The organism is Pengzhenrongella frigida, from assembly GCF_004168625.1.
Lineage (GTDB): Bacteria > Actinomycetota > Actinomycetes > Actinomycetales > Cellulomonadaceae > Pengzhenrongella > Pengzhenrongella frigida.
Map to the genome: position 1 here is coordinate 51,725 of NZ_SDWW01000006.1, position 20,202 is coordinate 71,926.

Below are 20,202 nucleotides of genomic sequence, written 5' to 3' on the forward strand. Positions count from 1 at the left end.
ATCGCCACGCTATGCCGGGGCCAGGGCCCCGATGTGTGACCTTCGACTCAGGCGGCCCGGGATCGGGTCTCGCCGGTCACGAGCACGCGGGGGCGGCGAGATAATCACCGCGTGCCCGCACAGCTGAGCGTCTTCGACCTCGCCGAGCTCGCCGCCGACGTCGGGCCGAACCCGCGCAACATCGGCGTGCTGCTCGAGCTCGACGGACCCGCGCCCGAGCTCGTGGCCGTGCGCGAGGCCGTGCGCGCCCGGCTGGGGCTCGTCCCGCGCCTGGCCCAGCGCATGCGGCGGGTGCCCCGCGGTGCGGGTCGCCCGGTGTGGGAGGACGTCGACGTCGACCTCGCCCACCACGTCCGCGCCCGGTCCGCCGGGCCGGCCGACCTGCTCGGGGTCACCGCGGCGATCCTGTCCGAGCCGCTCGACCTCGGGTACCCGTGGTGGACGCTCACCGTGGTCGATGTGCCCGCTGCGGGAAGCTCCGCCCTGGTGTGGTCGAGCCACCACGCGATGGCTGACGGTCCCAGCCTGCTGCGCGCGGTGCTCGCCGTCGTGCAGGACGGCCCGCCGTGCGCGCTCCCGCGGCGCGAGCCGATGCCCGGCCGGGTCGGGCTCGCCCGGGCCGCATGGGCTGCCCGGGTGCGGTCGGTCGGCGGGGTCGTGCGGTGGCCACAGCGCCTGATCGGGTTCCGCGAGATCGGGGCGTCGACCGGCCCGGCCGTGCCCCGGTCGCCGCTCAACCGGCCTGTCACCGCCGGCTATGCGGTGCGCGTGGTCGACGTCGAGCTGGCCGGGTTGCGGGCGGGGGCGCGCGCGTGCGGCGCGACGGTCAACGACGCGCTGCTCTGGGCGTGGGGGGCCGCGCTGCACCGGTGGCTGGCTGCGGCCGGAGATGTCGGGGTGCCCCTGGTCGTCTCGTGCACGGTGACTGTGCCGTCGCGCGCGATCGAGAACCGCGTCGGTGCGGTGCGGATCCCGGTGCCGGCCCCGGGGGAGTCCGTGGCCGCGGACCTGGCCGCGCTCGCGGTCGACACCCGACGGCGCAAGCGCCTCGTGTCCGGCTCCACCTGGTGGCTGACGGCGCAGGGGTTCCGTGCGATCGGGGCGCTCGGGCTGTACCGCCGGTTCGTCGACCACCAGCGGTCCATCAGCACGTTGCTCACCAACATGCGGGGGCCGGACGAGCCGCTGCGGGTGCTCGGTCGGCAGGTCACGCGCGCGGTGCCGGTCTCGACCCTGGTCGGCAACGTGGCCGCGGCCACCGCCGCCCTGTCCTGCGGCGGGCGGGTGGTCGTGACCGTGATGTGTTCGCCGGAGCTGGCGGACGCTGTCGACGTGCTCGCCGCCGACCTCGGGACCGGGCTGGACGCCGTGGCGCGGTTGGCGAGCGCGGCGCCACCGTCGGGCGAACCGACCTGAGGTCACGAGCCGCAGGCGACCGCGGGCTCAGCCGAGCGGCGCCTGCCAGCTGAGCAGGGTGCCGGGCCCCGACGGCACGGGGCCGAGGGTGAAGGTGCCGCGCTCCCGCTGGGCCCGGTCCGCCAGGTTCTTCGTGCCCGAGTGCCGGTCCCGCGTGAGGTCGAGTCCGGCGCCGTTGTCCTCGACCTCGATCAGCACCGCCCCGTTCGGACCGGACCCGGTGAGCGTGACCCGCACCGTCACCGCGGTGGATCGCGCGTGCCGCGCGGCGTTCGCGAGCCCCTCGCGGACGACGGCGATGATGTCCTCGGCGCGGTCGGGGCCGACGACGTCGTCGATGCGGCCCGCCAGGTCACCGTCCGCCGCGCTCACCGCCCGACCGTCGACCTCGATCCGCAGCAGGGCAGCGAAACCCAGTCCGGGACGGGCCAAGGTGATCTCCCGGTGCAGGCGCTCGACGAGCGTGCTCGGGCGCCCCTGGTCGTGCAGGGTGCGCACGATCACGCGGATCTGCCGCACGGACGACTCGAGCCCGGCCAGGGCCTCCTCGAGGATGGCGCCGATCGCGGTCGAGGCGTCGCCGAGCGCGACCTGACCGCGCGCGGTCTCGAGCTGCATGCCGGTCGCGAACAGCTGTTGGATCGCGAGGTCGTGCAGGTCGCGGGCGATCCGCTCGCGCTCGTCGAGGAGCGCACCCACATCCTGGGTGTGCCGCGCCTGCGCGAGGATCAGAGCCAGCGCGGCCTGGGCCGCGAACGACTGGGCCATCGTCAGGTCGCTCGGCGCGAACGGCGGTGAGCCGGCCCGGCGCAGCAGCACGAGCACACCGACGCTCTGCTCCCCGGCCCGCAGCGGGGTGTACAGGGCCGGCCCGAACCGGCTCAACGGCTCCAGCTGGGGGGTGTCGGCGGTCGACAGCGACGCGACGAGCGTGCCGGCCCCGCGCAGGAACGCCTCCCACGAGCGGCCGTCGCGATCCATGGTGAGGCCGAGCAGCTTGTCCTCGCGGTGACCGTCGACGATCTCCATCACGAGCTCCCCGCCCACCCCGGGCAGCACGAGGGCCGCGGTGTCCGCGCGGGCGATCTCCCGGGCGGAGGCGGCGATCTGGAGCAGCACCTCCTCCTCCTCGACCCCCTCGAGCAGCATCGTGGTGATCCTCTGGCCCGCGCGGAGCCAGTTCTCCCGGTGGCGGGCGGCGGTGTACAGCTCGGCGTTCTGGATGGCCACGGCCGCCGCGGCCGCGAGGGCGGTGACCAGCGACTCGTCGACGTCGACGAAGCCACCGTCCTTCTCCGAGAGGTACAGGTAGCCGAAGACCTCCCGGCGCACGCGCACCGCCGTGCCGAGGAACGAGCCCATCGGCGGGTGGCCTGCCGGCAGGCCGCGGAACGCCGGGTGCTGTCGCAGGTCCGTGAGGCGGAGCACGCCGAAGGCCGGGATCTGACCGAGGACCCCGACGGCGTGCGGGGGATGCGCCAGCGCGGCCACGACGGCGTCTGGCATGCCGCTCTGCACGAACGTCGTGGAGGCGCCGTACTCGTCGAGGATGTTGATCGCGCCGTACCGCGCGCCGGTGAGCTCGGTGGCCGCCTGCACGAACCGCTCGAGCAGGCTCGTGGGGTCCAGGTCTGCGGCGAGCGCGAGCACGGCACGCAGCAGCGCCGTCGTGCTCTCGGGTGGGCCGGTCTGCTCGTCGATGGTTCCCGTGCCTCCTTCAGGACTGCCGTGCCGATACAGCACGGTACGTCCATGATGCCGGGACCAACGTCCTGACGGCGCGCGTCAGGGGTGCCGGTCCGGTCAGAGCGCCGGTCCGGTCAGAGCGCCCAGGCGGGCGCGGGCGGGGAGCCGGCCAGGGAGACCACCTGGCGGTGTCCGTCGGACCGCACCCGCACGGTGGAGATGCTCGCGTTCGGCAGCGGGTCGATCGGGCGCGGGTCGATCAGGTGAAGGTAGGCACGCAGCGTGAGCCCGTGGCTCACGACCAGCACGTGACCGTTCGGGTGGCGGCGCTCGATCCGTTCGAACGCCGACCGGACCCGCGTGACGAACGTGTGACCGGACTCCCCGCCGGGCAGGCCCGTGAACGTGCCGTCGAGCACCTCCGGGAACATCGTGTCCGGGTCGTAGCGGGCGAGCAGCTCCGCCTCCGGCCGAGCCTCGAAGTCACCGAAGCCGAACTCGCGCAGGTCCGGGTCGGTGACCGGCCGGGCCGCCGGGTGGTGCGTCAGGATCTCGCGGGCGGTGGCCTGGGCCCGGCCGGACGGGCTGACGTACGCGGCGGTGAACGGCTGGTCGGTCAGCTCGGTGGCCGTGCTGCGCACCACGGCCAGGCCACCGGAGGTCAGCGCCGAGTCGCACCAGCCCTGCAGGCGTTGCACCGCGTTGTACTCGGTCTGGCCGTGCCGGACGAGGGAGAGCGTGAGCACCATTGAAGCCTCTCGGGGCAGTCGCCGGCGGCACTGTCCTCCGGTCGGCCCGAGCGTAGGAGGCGAGGGTGTCCGCAGGGTTACGCGCAGGTGCTCGCAGTCTGCACGTCACGCGTCGGGCGAGATGCAGGCGCAACCGGCACCTCAGCCGAGGCGGTCGAGCCACTCCTCGAGGTCGTCGACGAGCTCGCGGGCGGCTTCGCTCGTGGCCACGCGCACATACTCGCTGCGCGTGAACGGCGAGAGCTCGTCCCAGGCCGGTGCGTCCGGGACGCTCGCGCTGCGCTGCACGTGCAGCGCCTTGGCCAGGTCCAGGTGCTCAGACATGGGGTGCTCGCAGGTGTGGGCGGTGCTCGCGGGTGATCGACGTGTTGACCATGGGCGGGGCCTCCTCGAAATCTCAGGGGTTCGATCTCCTGATCGGCACCGTCCGGCGAGATGTGAGGAGAACCGGAGGCGTTCGTTCACGGGGCGCGAACCCGGGCCCGACATCGGGACCCCGGAGGCCCACCGCGAGCCGGGAGTCGGCGTACGGTGAGCGACTGCCAGTCCCATCGACGAGATCGAGGCCGCCGCGTGCTGACCACCATCGCCCACGGCCCTGTCCTCGAGCTCCGGCTCAGCCGACCACCGGTCAACGCGCTGGATCCGGCGCTGGTGGCGGCGATCCGCGAGGGTATCCGGGTCGCGGTCGACGGCGGCGCTCGGGCGGTGGTGCTCTCGGGCGTACCCGGGATCTTCTCGGCCGGTCTCGACGTGCCGGTGCTGCTCGGCCTGGACCGCGCCGAGATGGTCGCGTTCTGGCGCGGGTATGTCGACCTGCTCGCCGCGCTCGGGCGGTGCCCCGTCCCGGTCGTCGCCGCGGTCACCGGCCACAGCCCCGCCGGCGGTGCGGTCCTGGCGCTGTTCTGCGACTACCGGGTCATGGCGCGCGGGGACTTCCGGATCGGCCTGAACGAGGTACAGGTGGGTCTGGCGGTGCCGGAGCTGGTCCAGTTCGCGCTGCGACGCCTGGTAGGGCCCCATCGCGCCGAGCGGCTGATGGTGGCCGGCGCGATGGTCGATCCCGACGAGGCGCTGCGGGTGGGCCTGGTCGACGAGCTCGCCGACGTCGAGCACGTGGTGGGTCGCGCGCTGGCGTGGTGCCGAGCGCACCTCGACCTGCCGCCCGCGGCGATGGCGCAGACGCGCCGGATCGCCCGCGCCGACCTGGCAACCGTGCTGGCCGCGGCGGTCGACGACGAGAGCACCGAGTTCTTGGACCGGTGGTTCTCCGACGAGACGCAGGCCACGCTCACCGCCCTCGTCGATGCGCTGCGGAGCAGGTCCTTGACCTGAGCCCGCCGGGCCGGGGCTCATAGCCCCGGCACAGCCCGTGCACGTCTGGGCAGTAGGCGGGCCACCTAGAACTGCCGTATGACCCCACGCCTCCTCCGCCCCCGCAGTCGGGCCCGCCGCGCGCTCCTGGTGGGTGCGCTCTCCCTGTCCCTCACCGGCGCCGTCGCGGCCGTCGCGCTCGACCGGTTCGTCATCGAGCACGTCGAGATCGCCGACGTCGCCGCCTACGAGGCCAGCCAGTCGGAGAGCACGAGCCAGTCGGAGAACGCCGCCTCGACCGAGGCGGTCGTGACCGGATCCACCGCGCAGTCCGACACCGCCGGCATCACGATCTCCACGGTCACGACCGGCACGGGCGACGACACGGTCACCTACTACGTCGCCGACGTCGTGCTGACCGACGCGACGGCCCTGCGGTCGGCGTTCGCCCAGAACAGCTTCGGGGAGAACATCACCGAGACCACCTCGGACATCGCCGCGGACAACGACGCCGTCTTCGCGATCAACGGCGACTACTACGGCTTCCGGGACACCGGCATCGTGATCCGCAACGGCGTGGTCTACCGCGACTCCGGCGCCCGCGACGGCCTGGCGTTCTACCGCGACGGGACGGTGGAGGTCTACGACGAGACGACGACGACGGCCGCGGACCTCGTCGCCGACGGCGTCTGGAACACGCTGTCGTTCGGCCCGGCCCTGCTCGCGGACGGCGAGATCATCGACGGGATCGAGAGCGTCGAGGTCGACACCAACATCGGCAACCACTCGATCCAGGGGGAGCAGCCGCGCACGGCCGTCGGGGTGATCGACGCGAATCACCTCGTCTTCGTCGTCGTCGACGGACGGAGCCCCGGGTACAGCGCGGGCGTCACGATGACCGGGCTGGCCGAGATCATGCAGGGCCTGGGTGCCACCACCGCCTACAACCTCGACGGCGGCGGGTCGTCGACCATGTACTTCGACGGAGCGCTGGTGAACGACCCCCTGGGCAAGGGCGCCGAGCGCGCCACCTCCGACATCCTCTACATCGCGGGTTGAGGACCGGCGATGATCCTGCTCATCCCGGCCTACGAACCGGACGACCGCTTGATCGCCCTGGTCACCTCGATCCGCACCGCGGCCCCCGACGTGCACATCCTGATCGTCGACGACGGCAGCGGCGGCGCCTACGGCGCGGTGTTCGACGGCGCCCGCGGGCTCGGTGCGACGGTCATCGGCCATCAGGCCAACCGGGGCAAGGGGGCCGCGCTCAAGTCCGGGTTCCGCCACGCGGGGCGCACCCACCCCGGCGAGGCGATCGTGTGCGCGGACTGCGACGGGCAGCACGACGTCGACGACATCCTGCGGGTGGCCGATCGGGTCCGGACCGCGCGCACCTCGATGGTGCTCGGGGCGCGGCAGTTCTCCGGCCGGGTGCCGGTGCGCAGCCGGTTCGGCAACGCCGTCACCCGCCTCCTGGTCCGCCTGGCCACCCGGCTGTCGCTGCAGGACACCCAGACGGGCCTGCGCGGCTACCCGGCCTCGATGGTCGCCTGGCTGCAGACCGTCGACGGCGACCGGTTCGAGTACGAGCTCAATCTGCTGCTGCACGCGACCGGGGCGGGGTATGCGGTGGAGGAGGTCGAGATCGCGACCATCTACCTCGAGGGCAACGCCTCGTCGCACTTTCGTCCCGTGGCGGACTCGGTGCGGATCTATGCGCCGCTGCTGAGGTTCCTGCTGTCCTCCCTCGGTGCGTTCGTCGTGGACACCGCGGCGCTGCTGGTGCTGGTCGCCCTGACCGGCGCGCTGCTCCCGGCCGTGGTCGGGGCGCGGGTGCTCAGCTCGACGGTGAACTTCCTGGTCAACCGCACCCTGGTGTTCGCCCGCGGCACCGACAAACCGGTCCGGACGGCGGCCGCGCAGTACTGGCTGCTGGCGGGGGTGCTGCTCGCGGCGAACTACGGCCTGCTCCTGGTGCTGACCCAGCTCGGGCTCGGGCTGCTGCCTGCGAAGGTGCTCACGGAGGCGGCACTCTGGGTGACCGGGTACCAGGTGCAGCGGCGGTTCGTCTTCGCCCCGCCCCGGGCGTCCGCCGTCGAGCGGCCGGTCGCGGAGCCTAGCCGCGCCCTCGGCGCGGACGTGCGGTGAGCAGGAACTGATCGGCGGCGGCTCCCAGCCGGGTGCCGCGGCGCCAGACGGCGTTCAACGACCGGCTCAGCTCGACGTCGCGCAGGGGGACCTCGACGAGCCGGCCGTCCCGCAGCTCGTTCGCGACCGCGAGCTCGCTGATCACCGCCGGATAGCTGCCCGAGCTCACCAGGACCTTGACCGCGGCGTTGGAGTCGAGCTCGACGGCGGCCGGTGCCATGGCGTGCTCCATCGCGACGTGCAGGGTGTCCCGGGTGCCGGAGCCGTCCTCGCGGGAGGCGAGCGCCATCGTGGACAGCTCCGCACGCGAGACCGGGTTGCGGCGCCGGGCCAGCGGGTGGTCGGGGGCCACGACGAGCACCAGGCGGTCGACGGCGACCCGACGGCTGCGCAGATCGGAGGGGATGGTGGGCGTCTCGACGAAGCCGAGCTCGATCTCGCGCGCGCGCAGGGCCGCGATCACGCCCTGCGAGTTGGCCACGCGGAGCTGGACGGTCGGCTTGCCGCCCCGTCGGCGGAACTCCCCGAGCCAGGACGGGGCCAGGTACTCGGCGATGGTCTGGCTCGCGCCGATGCTCAGCTGTTCGGCGGCGCGGGCAGACAGGGCCTGGCTCCCGGTCACCAGGGCGTCCGTGGCTTCCACGACCGCCCGGCACCAGCCGGTGACCATGCTGCCGTGCGCCGTGAGGACGGCGCCGCGCGTGCGCCGGTCGAGGAGCTCGAGGCCGAGCTGGCGCTCCAGGACCTGGATCCGCTTGCTGGCCGACGGCTGGCTGATCTGCTCCGCGCGGGCCGCGGCCGAGATGCTGCCGAGGTCGGCGACGAGGGTGAGCACGCGCAGCGCCTCGAGGTCCAGGCCGGGCCGGTGGTCGGTCGCCATCCGCTGCTCCCTCCATCACTTTCTGGCATAGGTATAGCCATAGGCTATGCCGCTATCGCGTTCTGACCGCTACCGGCCGGCGCCGATCAGGACGAGAGTCGCCGGGTGAGTCATGAGCGCGCGGTCCGGGAGCGGGCCTCGGGCGTCGCCTCGCAGGCGCGGCGGGCGCGGGCGGTGGCGCTCCTGCCGGGGCTCGCGCTGGCGGTCGCGGTGGCCGTGGCCGCGACGTTCGTGGGGCGTCTGGTCCCGGTCATCGGCGGGCCGGTCTCCGGGATCGTGCTCGGGGTCGCGCTGGCGGCGCGGATCGCGCCCCGCGTCCGGCTCCGTCCGGGGATCGCCGTCGCGAGCACCACGGTGCTGCAGGCGTCGGTCGTCGCGCTCGGGGCCCAGCTGTCCCTCGGGCAGGTCGCACGGGTGGGGCTCGCCTCGCTGCCGGTGATGGTCGGCACGCTGGCCGCCGTGCTGGCCTCCGCCTTCTGGGTCGGGCGATGGCTCGGCGTCTCGCGCAACCTGCGCACCCTGATCGGCGTGGGGACCGGGATCTGCGGCGCGTCGGCGATCGCCGCCGTGACGCCCGTCATCGGTGCAGCCAGCGCGGAGGTCGCCTACGCCGTGTCGACGATCTTCGTGTTCAACGTCGGCGCCGTGCTGATCTTCCCGGCCCTGGGCCACCTGCTGGGGATGAGCGAGCAGGCATTCGGCCTGTTCGCGGGGACTGCCGTCAACGACATGTCGTCCGTCGTGGCGACGGCCACCACCTACGGCCCGGTCGCGGCCACCTACGCGGTGGTCATCAAGCTCACCCGGACCCTGTTCATCATCCCGATCAGCCTCGGCCTGGCGGCCCTGACCGCGCGACGCGAGCGCCGCAGCGAGGCGACGGCGCTCGCGGACCTCCCGCGCGTGCGGATCGCCGGGCTCGTCCCCCGGTTCCTCATCGGCTTCCTGGTCGTGGCCGCGGCGAACACCGCCGGCCTGATCCCCGACGGGTGGCACCCCGCGCTGAGCCAGGCGTCGGGGTTCGGCATCACCGTGGCACTGGCGGCGATCGGGCTCTCGACCGACCTCGGCGCGCTGCGCCGGGCCGGGCACCGCCCGCTCGTGCTCGGCGCGGTGCTGTGGATCGTGGTCTGCCTGACGAGCCTGGGGCTGCAGCACGTCACCGGCACGCTCTGACGCGGGTGGCGACCGCTACCAGGGCGCCGGGTCGTCGCTGCTACCAGTGCGCCGGATGGTGGAGCGACTGCGGCAGGGTCGTCGTGCGATCGCCCCGGGCGGCGTCGAGCTGGGACTGGATGAGGAACAGGCTCCCGGTGAGGTCGGCGCCGGTGAGATCCGCGCCGCGCAGGTCGGCGCCGGTGAGGTCGGCCAGGCGCAGGTCGGCGCCGCGCAGGTCGGCGCCGATGAGGTACGTCCCGCGCAGGCTGGCGCCGCGCAGGTCGGCGCCCCTGAGCTTCGCCCCGATGAGGTCGGCGCCCCGGCGGTCCTTCGCGGTGCGGATCCCGGCGCGCGCGCTCTCGCTCGCGCGCAGCAGCAGGGCGTTGACGTCCTGCCGGATGGCGGCGACGTCCAGCTCCAGGATCGAGGCCGGATCCCCCTGGACGCAGCGCTCGGTCGTGACCAAGGCCTCGCTCAGCTCGGCGTGCAGCGGCTCGGACGACACCAGGGTGAGGGCCTCGGTGAGGTACCAGAGCAGCTCGTGCAGGTCCCGCACGATCGGGAAGACCGTGAACATCTGCCGAGCGGTCTGCGGTGCCCGCCGCCAGTCGGTCCCGCCGAAGGTGCCCTGGGCGACGCGTTGACCGGCTCCGAAGCAGTCGTACACGGTGCACCCACGGAAGCCCCGCTCGGGCAGGCGCGTGTGGATCGCGCAGCGGAAGTCGTCCTGCAGGTTCGGGCAGGCCTGCCCGGCGGGTTTGGTGATCGCGAAGTCCGCCGAGGCGGCGAACGCCGGCACGACGCAGCACAGGGCGAAGCAGCGGCTGCAGTCCGCGCGCAGCCGGCGATCGTCTGTCGCCGCGGCCGGCGCGGCGTCGTGCTCCTCGGTCATGGGTGCCCGGTCTCCTGCGCTGGGTGAGGTTGCCGGCCACCGAATCGGTGGGCGCAACGAGTGCAATCTTAATTGGTTGGCTGCCACGATCCTGAAGGACGAGAACGGCATCTCGGCTGTCGGCCTAGGCATTCTGTCGAATGCCTTGCTCATCGCCTACGGGCCGAGCACGTTTCTCAGTGCGGTGGTCTCCGACCGGTCCAACGCCCGGTTTCTCCTCCCGCTCGGGCTGGCGCTGTCCGCGCTGGCCAACTTCGCCATCGCCTTCATTCCGGCGGCCGGCGTGCTGTCCTGACGAGCAGCGGACCGGGTCGGCGCCGACACGAGGTCGAGCGCCGACCCGGTCCGCCCGGGCGGGTCGTCAGCGGCGGCCGGGGCCTGCGCCCATGCCCATGCCGCCGGCGGCTGCCTCGCCGGCCGTGGCCGTCGCGACCTCGGTCGCACCGGTGCGGTCGCCGTCGGCCGTCATCCCTCCGACGCTCACGCCGGAGATGCTGCCGCCGGCGTACACCGTGTACGACTCGCCGCTGGTGATCTGCGCGGCGGAGAGCACGAGGGACTGGAAGTCCTTGGTGGACTCGAACGCGGCGATCTCCGTGCCGTCGGCCGAGACCACGTGGACCACCGTCCCGGCCACCTGGGTGGAGTCGAACGCCACGGACACCCAGCCCTGGGCGGACGTGTCGCCGGGGGACATGGCCATCCCGGCGCTGCCGGCCGCGAGCAGCACGCCGCCGGACACGTCGAACGTGCCGTCGACGTCGAGCGCGCCGTTGCCGGAGGTCGTCGGCCCGGAGACCACTGTCGTCCCGCCGCTGATCGTCATCGAGCCATTCGAGTCGAGCCCGTCGCCGTCGGAGTCGACCACGATCGTGCCGCCGCTGATCGTCAGGGAGTAGTCACCGGTCGTGGCGAACTCGTCCTCGGTGCCACCCACGGGTGCTCCGCCCGGCCCCTGCTGGCCCGACCCGTCGGCCCCGCCCGCGACGTTGATGCCGTCGTCGCTCGCCGTGATGCTCACGTCGCCGCCGCTGATCGTGATGGTGGCGCTCTCGAGCCCTTCGTAGGACTCGGTCACGGCGACCGTCCCGCCGGACACGCTCAGGGCGCCGTCGGCGTGGACGCCGTCATCCCCGCTGGCCAGCGTGAGCTCGCCGCCCACGATCGTCACGGCGCCGCCGGAGTGGACGGCGTCGTCCGCCGCGTCGACGGCGACCTGGCCGCCGCCGACCACGACGCTCACGTCCCCCTTGAGCCCCTTCGCCGAGGCATCCGCGGCGACCGTCGCGCCGCTGCCCCCGCCGGCGTCGACGGTGACCTCCCCATCGGCGATGATCACGTCGGTCGTGGCCTGGAGGCCGTCACCGCCGGCCGTGACCGCGACCGTCCCGGCCAGGATCGCGATGTAGCCCGCCGCCGCGTCATCCACCACGTCGGACTTCAGGCCGTCGCCGCCGGCGGTCGCGGTGACGGTCGCGCCGTCGATCACGAGGTAGTCCTTGCCGCGGATCGCGTCGTCGACCGCGTCGACCGTGAGGGTGGCGGCGGTGATCACCAGCCCGTCGGTGCTGGCGATGCCGTCGTTCGCGTTCCCGTCGACGCTCAGTGCACCCGTCCCGGTGATCGTCAGGTCTGCCGTGGAGTAGAGGGCCGCGTTCGGTGCCTCGGTGTCGGCTGCCGCCCCGGCGGAGGTCGCCGCGTCGGCCAGCGTGTTCGTGGAACCGTCCGCGAGGACGACGACCACCTCGTCGGCGTTCGTCACGGCGACCGCCGCGGTGGTCGAGCTGGTCACGTCGACCCCGTCGAGGATCAGCCGCACGATCCCGTCGTCGGCGCTGTCGACGACGATCTGGCCGTCGTCGAGCGTGCCCGAGATCCGGTAGGTCCCCGCGGCGGTGATCGTCACGGTGGCGCCGTCGACGGTGACCGAGGCGGCGTCGGCCGTCGCCCCGTCCCCGGTGAGGGTGATCGGGATCTCGTCGGCCTCGGCCCATTCGTGGTCGGCAGCGTCGTCGTGGTCGGCCGTGTTCGCGGCCAGGGCCTCGGCCACGGTGACGTCGGCGCTCACCGAAGTCGCGCTCGTGGCGGGGCTGGTCGTCGTCGTGCCGGCGGTCGTGTCGGCCGTGCTCGCGCAGCCGGTGAGCAGGGCCGCGACGAGCAGGGCGGGGATGAAGGTGCGGGGGGTCGGACGTCGCATGAGGAGCTCCAAGGATGAAGGGGGTTCGGGCGGTCAGGAAGAGGGGGACGACGGCGCGCGGGTCAGGGCTGCGGGCGGTCGGGGGTCGCGAAGTGGTGGTTCAGGACCCGCTGCCAGCGGTTCGCGGGCAGGTCGGGCTGCAGTGCGGCCAGGCCGGTGGCGAACTTGGAGATCGGCGTCGGGCGGTGTCCGCGGGACCAGAGCAGGCGGTCGACCGGCGAGGCCGTCGACCCCGTCTTGGTCTCGAGGATCACGAGCTCCGGCAGCTCGAGGCACCGGCCGGCGTCGTCGAGCCAGGAGAGGTCGGTGTCCACCGTGACGCGGCTGCCGGATCCGGGCAGGTAGAGCGTGCTGCGGTGGTACCGGGTCACGAGGGTCGCGGTGAGGTCCAGCGCGCCGGCGGCCGGACCGCCCATGACGGCGGCGTCGACGAGCACCTCGGCGGCGAACGTGCGGCCCGGTGCGGTCAGCACCGCGCCGGCTCCGACGGGGTGCGCCGCCCGGTGCTTGACGGTGCGACCGCGCCCGTCCCGGGTCTTGACCTCCAGCCAGCACTCGGCGGAGTCCAGGTAGGTCCGGGTGCGGATCTTGAACCGCCGCCGTCGGCGGTGGGCCGCGAGCAGGTAGCTCGTCAGGTCCGGGGTGTCGAAGTACACCGACTCGTAGCCGAACGAGCGGGCGCCGTCGATCTGCAGCGCGCGGGTGTCTCGCGAGACCCGGCGCAGCAGGTCGCGCGCGTCTGCCAGCGGGAGCACGTACTTGCGGTCGACCCGGGTCTGCAGCGCCGCGCGATCGTTGAGCTCGTCGAGCCCGATCGGGGCGAAGCGGGTGAGGGCGTCCGCCAGGTCGGGCGCCTCGCGCAGCTCGAGCGCGGTCATCGCACGCCCCCGGTCGCGGTTCCGGCCAGCGCACCGGCGCGCGGGCGGCTCGGGCTCCCGGTCGGCGGCAGCTCGAACCGCACCTCCACGATGGTCGTGTCGTTCACCAGGTCGACCCGCTGCACGTTGGCGGCGTGCACCCGGGCGCCGAGGAGATCCTCGAGGCGATCGACCAGGGCGGTCTGGTCGGTGAAGGCGGAGTCGAGCACCATGACCTGGGACCGGTAGTGCCGCAGCATCCGGGGGTGGTCGCCGACGAACATGACCGCGAGGATCAGGGCCATCAGCGCGACCGTGAGCCAGGTGGGCGTGACGCTCAGCCCGCCGAGCAGGCCGAGCGCCAGCGCCGAGAAGTAGTACGCCACCTCGAGCTGGTCGAGCTCGGACGACCGGAGCCGGATGATCGAGAGCACCCCGAACAGCCCGAGCCCGAGGCCGGCGCCGACGGTGCTCGAGGCGAGCGTGCCTGCCACGGCGAGGACCCCGATGTTCACACCGAGGTAGGCGACGACGAGGTCGCGTCGACGGTGCCGCGGGAAGTACATCCCGAAGGTGAGCAGGGTGATCGCGATCAGGTCGATCGCGAACATGACGGGCTGGGTCATCGTGAACTCCGAATGTCGGTGGAGTGAACATCACCTCATCCGGGCCTGGGGCTCGGCTTTGTCCTTCCTGTGCGCCAGCCCATCGTTCGGGCGACCTCGACGCCGGGGCCCCGCCGGGCGGGCCGGGGCGGGCGCTCGTAGAGTCGCGGGGGTGGCCGACATCCGCATCGGGATCTCCGGCTGGCGGTACGCCCCGTGGCGCGGCACGTTCTACCCCCCGGGACTGCCTCAGGCCCAGGAGCTGGAGTACGCCGCTCGTCGCCTGTCGTCGATCGAGATCAACGGCACCTTCTACGCGCTGCAGCGACCGGAGAGCTACCGGTCCTGGTGCGCGCAGACCCCGCCGGGATTCGTGTTCGCCGTCAAGGGCCCGCGGTTCGTCACCCACCTACGCAAGCTCGCGGGCGTGGACACCGCGCTGGCCAACTTCTTCGCCTCCGGGGTGCTGGCGTTGGGCGACAGGCTCGGCCCGGTGCTCTGGCAGCTCCCACCGACGCTCGCGTACGACGCCGATCGGCTGGCGTCGTTCTTCCGGCTCCTGCCCCGCACCACGAGCCAGGCCGCCCGGCTGGCGGGTCGGCACGACGAACGGCTCGAGGGACGGGCCTGGACCGAGACCGACGCTGATCGACCGGTGCGCCACGCGATCGAGGTCCGGCACCCGTCGTACGAGCGACCCGAGTTCGTCCGGCTGGTCCGCGACCACGACGTCGCGCTCGTGGTGGCCGACAGTGCGGGGCGGTGGCCGCGGTTCGAGGAGGTGACCGCCGACTTCGTCTACGTCCGCCTCCACGGCGACGCTGAGCTCTACGTCAGCGGGTACGACGACGAGGCCCTGGACCGGTGGGCGGCGCGCCTGCGACGGTGGAACGCGGGGGCCGGACCCGCCGGCCGGGACGTTTTCGTGTACCTCGACAACGACGCCAAGGTGCGGGCACCGTTCGATGCCATGAATCTCGCGCGGCGGGTAACCGGGCGAGAGTGAGCTCGGCGTGCAACAGTGGTGGGTCGTCGGCAATTCTGTGCGCCTGAAATCGGGCGTACGTCAGCGATGCACCGGGCGCATTTCTGCGTCCGGCAAAGGGGGAGCAATGACTGACGAATTTGAACCGGATGCTGTGACGACGTCGCAGGCCCGAGCCGAACTGGGCTCGATCCTGCTCGAAACCGCGAGCATCGAGGACTACCTCGAGGAGTTCGCCCAGCACGCACCCGAGCACATCGGCGCGGGTACGCACTGCGGCATCACGCTTCGACACCGCGGCCACGACCGGCGCGCGGCGAGCAGCGACGCGCGGACCGCGCGCTGCGACGACGTCGAGGTGGCCGCCGGGTCGGGGCCGTGCATCACCTCGCTCGACGAGCAGCGCACGGTGATGGGCGACGAGATCTGGCACGACGAGCGCTGGGTCGAGTGGCGCGAGGCGGCCGTCCGCGCGGGATTCCGGTCGGCGGCTGCGTTGTCGGCCACCGCTGGGCCGGGGGCCGCGATCGCGCTGAATCTCTACTCGGAGGACGAGGAGCCCTGGGAGCAGGAGCGCCTCGTGCGGGCGGCCGTGTTCGCCCAGCAGGTCGCCCGGGTGATGGCCCTGTGCATCCGGATCTCCGAGCAGACCGTGATCAACGGTGACCTGAGCGCGGCGATGGCGTCCCGGGCGATCATCGACCAGGCGATCGGGGTGATCATGGCGCAGAACCGGTGCACCTCCGAGGAGGCGTTCGAGATCCTGCGCAGCGCGTCGAGCCACCGCAACATCAAGCTGCGCGACGTGGCCGCCGCCGTCGTGCAGGGGATCGCCGGCTCGGTGCCCACCACCGGCCAGTTCCGCCCGCGCGCGGAGAGCTGAGCCGGTCCGCGACCCCGCCGGGCGAGCGACGCGCGGGGTCGCGGGGAGGTGCACGTTCGCCATCCCGGCGCCGAGTTGGTGATACTTGACCTCAGGACGATGACCGTCACGACTCGCGTGTCGGCCGGACCGGGCTGGGGTGGGGTGTTGGAGCTGCAGCTGGTGGCCCAGCCCTCGGCGGCACGGGCCGGACGGCAGTGGGTGGTGCGCGCGATCGCGGCGCAGGGCGTCTCGGCGGAGGCGTCGGACGTCATCGAGCTCCTCGCCGGCGAGCTCCTCGCGAACGCGGTGCTCCACGGTCCCGCCGCCGGTGACATCCAGATCCGGATGTGGCGCTCCGGGCACCTGGTCAGCGTGGCCGTGAGCGACCGGGGCGTGGGACAGCCGGTGATCCGGCGTCCGGTGCTCCTGACCGCGAACGGGCGGGGCATGGTGCTGGTCGACACCCTGTCCAGCGCCTGGGGGGTCGACGACCATGGTCCGGACGGCAAGACCGTGTGGTTCACCCTCGACGTCGGCGTGGCCTGACGGCCGCGCCTCGCCAGCCGTTGGCGCGGACCGGTCAGTCCCGGGCCACCCGCAGGGCGTCCAGGACCCAGCGCACCGCGCCGTCGTCGTCCATCCCGAGCGCGCGAACCCGGCTGACGTAGTCCTGCGCCGCGGCGAACGCCGCGCGCTCGGTCGCCTCGCCGGACGTCTCGACGAAGGTGCCGGCCCGCCCGCGGGTCTGCACGACGCCGGCCTGCTCGAGCTCGCGATAGGCCCGCGCGACAGTGTTCGTGGCCACACCCAGGTCGTCGGCCAGCGCGCGCACCGTGGGCAGGCGCGTGCCCGGGACCAGCGCGCCGGTGCGGATCGCGGCGACGAGCTGCGAGCGGATCTGCTCGTACGGGGGGAGTGCGGAGTCCGGGTCGAGGACGGGGATCATGTCCGAGCTCCTCGTCTCCGGCCGGTCGCGGCCATCGTGCGGCCGGTGTGCAGCCACTGTGCCGGCGCGATCCGCGCAGGCGGGCTCAACCTAGTCGCCCGCCGCCGTCGGGCCCGCGTCCCGCGCCGCGCGGGCCGCGATTGGCGCCGCTCTCACGGGCCGTGACACGGTGGCCTGATGGAGGTCATCATCGCTGCGCCCGACGAGCTCGCAAGACTCGCCGCCGGCGCCATAGAAAAGCTCATCCTCGCCCGTCCGGCCGCGGTCCTCGGGCTGGCGACGGGGTCGAGCCCGCTCGGCATCTACGACGAGCTGGTCCGCCGGCACGAGGAGGGCGGGCTGTCGTTCGCGAAGGCGCGGGCGTTCATGCTCGACGAGTACGTCGGACTGCCGGCCGACCACCCGGAGCGGTATCGGAACGTGATCGAGAAGGAGATCGCCGGGCGGGTGGACTTCGCACCCGGTGCCGTCCGGGGACCGGACGGGCTCGCGTCGGACCTCCCGGCGTCCTGCGCCGAGTACGACGACGCGATCGCGGCCGCCGGCGGCGTCGACCTGCAGATCCTCGGGATCGGCACGGACGGGCACGTGGCCTTCAACGAGCCGGGCTCCTCGCTCGCCTCCCGGACCCGCATCAAGACGCTCACCGAGCAGACCCGCGCGGACAACGCCCGCTTCTTCGGCGGCGACATCGACCAGGTGCCGCAGCACTGCCTGACCCAGGGGCTCGGCACGATCATGCGCGCCGCGCACATCGTGCTGATCGCGACCGGCCGGGCCAAGGCGGACGCCGTGCACCAGCTGGTCGAGGGGCCTGTCAGCGCCATGTGGCCCGCGACCGTCCTGCAGCACCACCCGCACGTGACCGTGCTGGTCGACAACGCCGCCGCGAGCCGGCTGCAGCTGGCCGACTACTTCCGGAGCACCTACGCCGCGAAGCCCGTGTGGCAGGGCCTCTGACCAGGGGTGAGCGGCTAGGGTGACCCGATGGCCCTCCAAGTCGGCAACAGCACGACCACGGTTCGCGCGGGCGACCTCAACGACACGTACGTCGGTCTCCCGTTCGCGATGGAGATCGGCCAGGCGGACTACTTCCTCAAGATCGAGGGGATCCGACGGATCTTGAGCGTCGTGCGGATCTTCGTCGGCGTTCCCGTGGGGCCCAGAGGCGAGATCTACCTCGACGTTCAGCCGGAGCAGCTCCTCAACTTCCAGCCGCATCGCGGGTAGGGACGGCGGCGGGCGGTCCGCCGTGATCACGGGTGTCAGAGGGTCGGTCGTAGACTCGCCTGCATGAGTGAGCCGCTTCCCCCCACCACCGGTCCCGACGATCCCTTCGGTGCGCAGCCGGACTCGGGCGGGGGTACCTCGACGAGTGTCCTCGAGCGCGAGGAGACCTCCGAGCAGGTTGAACCCGGCGACCACGAGCGCTTCGCGCACTACGTGCGCAAGAACAAGATCATGAACTCTGCGATGTCGGGCAAGCCCGTGATCGCGCTGTGCGGCAAGGTCTGGGTGCCGGGTCGCGACCCGAACAAGTTCCCGGTCTGCCCCATCTGCAAGGAGATCTACGACGGGCTGCGAGCGCCCAAGGACGGCGACGGCTCCGGCGGTAGCGGCTCCGGCGGCAACGACTCCTCCGGCGGAAAGTGAGCCCCGGGAACCGTCCCAGCGCACGACCCGCTTCCGCTGCTTCGTCTGCAGCGGCCTCCCACCTGTCGCCGGCCTTTCCTGGGCGCGCGCCGTGGGGGACCGCCGAGAAGCTGCGCGCCTGGCAGGCCGAAGCGCTGGCGATCTACCGCGCCCGAGCGCCCCGGGACTTCCTCGCCGTCGCGACACCGGGTGCCGGCAAGACGACCCTGGCGTTGCGCGTCGCGACCGAGCTGCTGGAGGCGGGGGTCATCCGGCGGGTGACGGTGGTCGCCCCGACCGAGCACCTCAAGAAGCAGTGGGCCGACGCCGCCGCGCGGGTCGGGCTGCGCCTCGACCCGAACTTCAAGAACGCGCAGGGGCGGCACGGCGCGTTCTACGACGGCGTGGCGATCACGTACGCCCAGGTCGCGATGAAGCCCGCCCTGCACGCGGCTCGGACCGCGGCGGCGCCGACCCTGGTGATCCTCGACGAGATCCACCACGGTGGCGACGCACTGTCCTGGGGCGACGGCATCCGGGAGGCCTTCGACGGCGCGACCCGGCGGCTGTCGCTCACCGGTACCCCGTTCCGGTCGGACACGGCCGCGATCCCGTTCGTCCGCTACGACCGCGACGAGCACGGGATCCGCCGCAGCGCGGCCGACTTCAGCTACAACTACGGCGACGCCCTGCGTGACCGGGTGGTCCGACCGGTGATCTTCCTCACCTATTCCGGCCAGATGCGCTGGCGCACCAAGGCGGGCGACGAGATCAGCGCGCGGCTGGGCGAGCCGCTGACCAAGGACATGACCGCGCAGGCCTGGCGCACCGCGCTCGACCCGAACGGCGAGTGGATCCCCTCGGTCCTCGCCGCCGCGGACCGGCGCCTCACGGAGGTCCGGCGCACCGTCCCGGACGCGGGCGCGATGATCATCGCCACCGACCAGACCGACGCGCGTGCCTACGCCGGGCACCTGGCCCGCCTGACTGGCCAGTCGCCCACCGTGGTGCTCTCCGACGACACCGCCTCGGACGTGGGGGCCTCGGATGCGATCGATGCGTTCTCGGCCGGCACCTCGCGGTGGATGGTCGCCGTCCGGATGGTCACCGAGGGGGTCGATGTCCCGCGCCTCGCGGTCGGGGTCTATGCGACGTCGGCCTCCACGCCGCTGTTCTTCGCGCAGGCGGTGGGCCGGTTCGTGCGCGCCCGGCGGCGCGGCGAGACGGCGTCGATCTTCCTGCCGAGCGTGCCGCAGCTGCTCGAGCTCGCGGGAAGCCTCGAGATCGAGCGGGACCACGCGCTGGACCGCCCCCCGTCGGCCGACGAGCTCGGCGACATGTACAACCCCGAGGACGCGCTGGTCGCGGCCGCCAACGCACCCGACTCGGGAGCGGATGCGGTAGGCCCCGGCGGGATCCAGGGGGCGTTCGAACCGCTCGAGGCGCAGGCCTCGTTCGACCGGGTGCTGTTCGACGGCGGTGAGTTCGGGACCGGCGCCGACGTCGGCTCGGCCGAGGAGCTGGACTTCCTCGGCCTGCCCGGGCTGCTCGACGCCGACCAGGTCACCCAACTGCTGCAGCAGCGGCAGGCCGACCAGCAGACCGCCAAGCGGGGCCGGGCGAACACCGACCAGGTGCGCGCGGAGGCCGACCACCGGCGCCTGGCGGAGCTGCGCAAGGAGCTGTCCGCGCTCGTGTCCGCCTGGGCCCGGCGCAGCGGTCAGCCGCACGGGACCGTGCACACCGAGCTGCGCCGTCGGGGCGGCGGTCCTGAGGTGGCGCTCGCGAGCGCGACCCAGCTCGAGGAACGCGTGACGATGGTGCGGGGCTGGTTCGTCGGCAAGCGCTAGCGGGCCAGCGACCAGCGGG

22 protein-coding genes are annotated in these 20,202 nt (G+C 73.0%); 13 read left to right on the plus strand and 9 right to left on the minus strand.

Annotated elements, in window-relative coordinates; translation table 11 throughout:
* Nucleotides 1–111 precede the first annotated feature (111 nt).
* On the plus strand, nt 112–1,416 hold the full coding sequence (locus tag EUA98_RS03675; RefSeq protein ID WP_130101317.1) for a wax ester/triacylglycerol synthase domain-containing protein: 1,305 nt from the start codon (nt 112–114) through the stop codon (nt 1,414–1,416).
* A gap of 27 nt (nt 1,417–1,443) precedes the next feature.
* On the opposite strand, the gene EUA98_RS03680 is transcribed toward EUA98_RS03675, so the two are convergent.
* The 3 genes from EUA98_RS03680 to EUA98_RS03690 form a co-directional block, all read right to left on the minus strand.
* The gene (locus tag EUA98_RS03680; protein ID WP_242511253.1) at nt 1,444–3,159 is read right to left on the minus strand and encodes a sensor histidine kinase; all 1,716 of its coding nucleotides are present in this window, start codon (nt 3,157–3,159) and stop codon (nt 1,444–1,446) included.
* Nucleotides 3,160–3,236: 77 nt separating this feature from the next.
* Entirely contained in the window at nt 3,237–3,851 is a 615-nt protein-coding gene (locus EUA98_RS03685) for a histidine phosphatase family protein (protein ID WP_130101318.1), read from the minus strand.
* Nucleotides 3,852–3,992: 141 nt separating this feature from the next.
* Nucleotides 3,993–4,175, minus strand: coding sequence for a hypothetical protein (locus EUA98_RS03690; protein WP_130101319.1), 183 nt, complete (start codon nt 4,173–4,175; stop codon nt 3,993–3,995).
* Nucleotides 4,176–4,424: 249 nt separating this feature from the next.
* On the opposite strand from EUA98_RS03690, the gene EUA98_RS03695 reads away from it, so the two are divergent.
* From EUA98_RS03695 to EUA98_RS03705, 3 genes are all read left to right on the plus strand, one after another.
* Nucleotides 4,425–5,186, plus strand: coding sequence for an enoyl-CoA hydratase/isomerase family protein (locus EUA98_RS03695; protein ID WP_130101320.1), 762 nt, complete (start codon nt 4,425–4,427; stop codon nt 5,184–5,186).
* A 78-nt stretch (nt 5,187–5,264) separates the two neighbouring features.
* A complete protein-coding gene (locus EUA98_RS03700; RefSeq protein ID WP_130101321.1) occupies nt 5,265–6,224 on the plus strand; it encodes a phosphodiester glycosidase family protein in 960 nt (319 codons plus the stop codon).
* Nucleotides 6,225–6,233: 9 nt separating this feature from the next.
* The gene (locus tag EUA98_RS03705; protein ID WP_130101322.1) at nt 6,234–7,316 is read left to right on the plus strand and encodes a glycosyltransferase; all 1,083 of its coding nucleotides are present in this window, start codon (nt 6,234–6,236) and stop codon (nt 7,314–7,316) included.
* Here the strand turns inward: EUA98_RS03705 and EUA98_RS03710 are convergent.
* Complete coding sequence (locus EUA98_RS03710) at nt 7,285–8,196, minus strand: LysR substrate-binding domain-containing protein (RefSeq protein WP_130101323.1); 912 nt, start codon at nt 8,194–8,196, stop codon at nt 7,285–7,287. The genes EUA98_RS03705 and EUA98_RS03710 overlap by 32 nt on opposite strands.
* A 105-nt stretch (nt 8,197–8,301) precedes the next feature.
* Here EUA98_RS03710 and EUA98_RS03715 point away from each other — a divergent pair, with 105 nt between their 5' ends.
* Nucleotides 8,302–9,372 (plus strand): YeiH family protein, encoded by a 1,071-nt coding sequence (locus EUA98_RS03715; protein WP_130101324.1) that lies wholly within the window; start codon nt 8,302–8,304, stop codon nt 9,370–9,372.
* 40 nt (nt 9,373–9,412) lie between these two features.
* Here the strand turns inward: EUA98_RS03715 and EUA98_RS03720 are convergent, their stop codons facing one another.
* Complete coding sequence (locus EUA98_RS03720; protein WP_130101325.1) at nt 9,413–10,246, minus strand: pentapeptide repeat-containing protein; 834 nt, start codon at nt 10,244–10,246, stop codon at nt 9,413–9,415.
* Nucleotides 10,247–10,322: 76 nt separating this feature from the next.
* Between EUA98_RS03720 and EUA98_RS03725 the strand changes: the two genes are divergently transcribed.
* On the plus strand, nt 10,323–10,541 hold the full coding sequence (locus EUA98_RS03725) for a hypothetical protein (protein WP_242511254.1): 219 nt from the start codon (nt 10,323–10,325) through the stop codon (nt 10,539–10,541).
* Nucleotides 10,542–10,607: 66 nt separating this feature from the next.
* Here EUA98_RS03725 and EUA98_RS03730 read toward each other — a convergent pair whose 3' ends face one another.
* The 3 genes from EUA98_RS03730 to EUA98_RS03740 form a co-directional block, all read right to left on the minus strand.
* Complete coding sequence (locus EUA98_RS03730; protein WP_130101326.1) at nt 10,608–12,443, minus strand: carbohydrate-binding domain-containing protein; 1,836 nt, start codon at nt 12,441–12,443, stop codon at nt 10,608–10,610.
* 62 nt (nt 12,444–12,505) lie between these two features.
* Entirely contained in the window at nt 12,506–13,321 is an 816-nt protein-coding gene (locus EUA98_RS03735) for a polyphosphate polymerase domain-containing protein (RefSeq protein ID WP_130101327.1), read from the minus strand.
* Entirely contained in the window at nt 13,318–13,926 is a 609-nt protein-coding gene (locus EUA98_RS03740; RefSeq protein ID WP_130101328.1) for a DUF4956 domain-containing protein, read from the minus strand. The genes EUA98_RS03735 and EUA98_RS03740 overlap by 4 nt, the downstream gene beginning before the upstream one ends.
* A 151-nt stretch (nt 13,927–14,077) precedes the next feature.
* Here EUA98_RS03740 and EUA98_RS03745 point away from each other — a divergent pair, with 151 nt between their 5' ends.
* The 3 genes from EUA98_RS03745 to EUA98_RS03755 all read left to right on the plus strand — a co-directional run bounded on the left by EUA98_RS03745 (nt 14,078) and on the right by EUA98_RS03755 (nt 16,301).
* A complete protein-coding gene (locus EUA98_RS03745; RefSeq protein ID WP_130101329.1) occupies nt 14,078–14,911 on the plus strand; it encodes a DUF72 domain-containing protein in 834 nt (277 codons plus the stop codon).
* A 106-nt stretch (nt 14,912–15,017) separates the two neighbouring features.
* Nucleotides 15,018–15,773 (plus strand): ANTAR domain-containing protein, encoded by a 756-nt coding sequence (locus EUA98_RS03750; RefSeq protein ID WP_130101330.1) that lies wholly within the window; start codon nt 15,018–15,020, stop codon nt 15,771–15,773.
* Nucleotides 15,774–15,872: 99 nt separating this feature from the next.
* The gene (locus EUA98_RS03755) at nt 15,873–16,301 is read left to right on the plus strand and encodes an ATP-binding protein (RefSeq protein ID WP_242511255.1); all 429 of its coding nucleotides are present in this window, start codon (nt 15,873–15,875) and stop codon (nt 16,299–16,301) included.
* 34 nt (nt 16,302–16,335) lie between these two features.
* Here EUA98_RS03755 and EUA98_RS03760 read toward each other — a convergent pair whose 3' ends face one another.
* A complete protein-coding gene (locus tag EUA98_RS03760; RefSeq protein WP_130101331.1) occupies nt 16,336–16,701 on the minus strand; it encodes a GntR family transcriptional regulator in 366 nt (121 codons plus the stop codon).
* Between the two features lie 177 nt (nt 16,702–16,878).
* Between EUA98_RS03760 and nagB the strand changes: the two genes are divergently transcribed.
* The 4 genes from nagB to EUA98_RS03780 all read left to right on the plus strand — a co-directional run bounded on the left by nagB (nt 16,879) and on the right by EUA98_RS03780 (nt 20,183).
* Nucleotides 16,879–17,661 carry a glucosamine-6-phosphate deaminase gene (gene nagB / locus EUA98_RS03765; RefSeq protein ID WP_130101332.1) on the plus strand — a complete coding sequence of 261 codons (783 nt, stop codon included), beginning with the start codon at nt 16,879–16,881 and terminating at the stop codon, nt 17,659–17,661.
* Nucleotides 17,662–17,688: 27 nt separating this feature from the next.
* Nucleotides 17,689–17,931: a hypothetical protein gene (locus EUA98_RS03770; RefSeq protein ID WP_130101333.1), complete on the plus strand. Its 243-nt coding sequence runs from the start codon at nt 17,689–17,691 to the stop codon at nt 17,929–17,931.
* 63 nt (nt 17,932–17,994) lie between these two features.
* Nucleotides 17,995–18,354: a DUF3039 domain-containing protein gene (locus EUA98_RS03775; RefSeq protein WP_130101334.1), complete on the plus strand. Its 360-nt coding sequence runs from the start codon at nt 17,995–17,997 to the stop codon at nt 18,352–18,354.
* Nucleotides 18,351–20,183 carry a DEAD/DEAH box helicase gene (locus tag EUA98_RS03780; RefSeq protein WP_130101335.1) on the plus strand — a complete coding sequence of 611 codons (1,833 nt, stop codon included), beginning with the start codon at nt 18,351–18,353 and terminating at the stop codon, nt 20,181–20,183. The genes EUA98_RS03775 and EUA98_RS03780 overlap by 4 nt, the downstream gene beginning before the upstream one ends.
* Nucleotides 20,184–20,202: the final 19 nt, after the last annotated feature.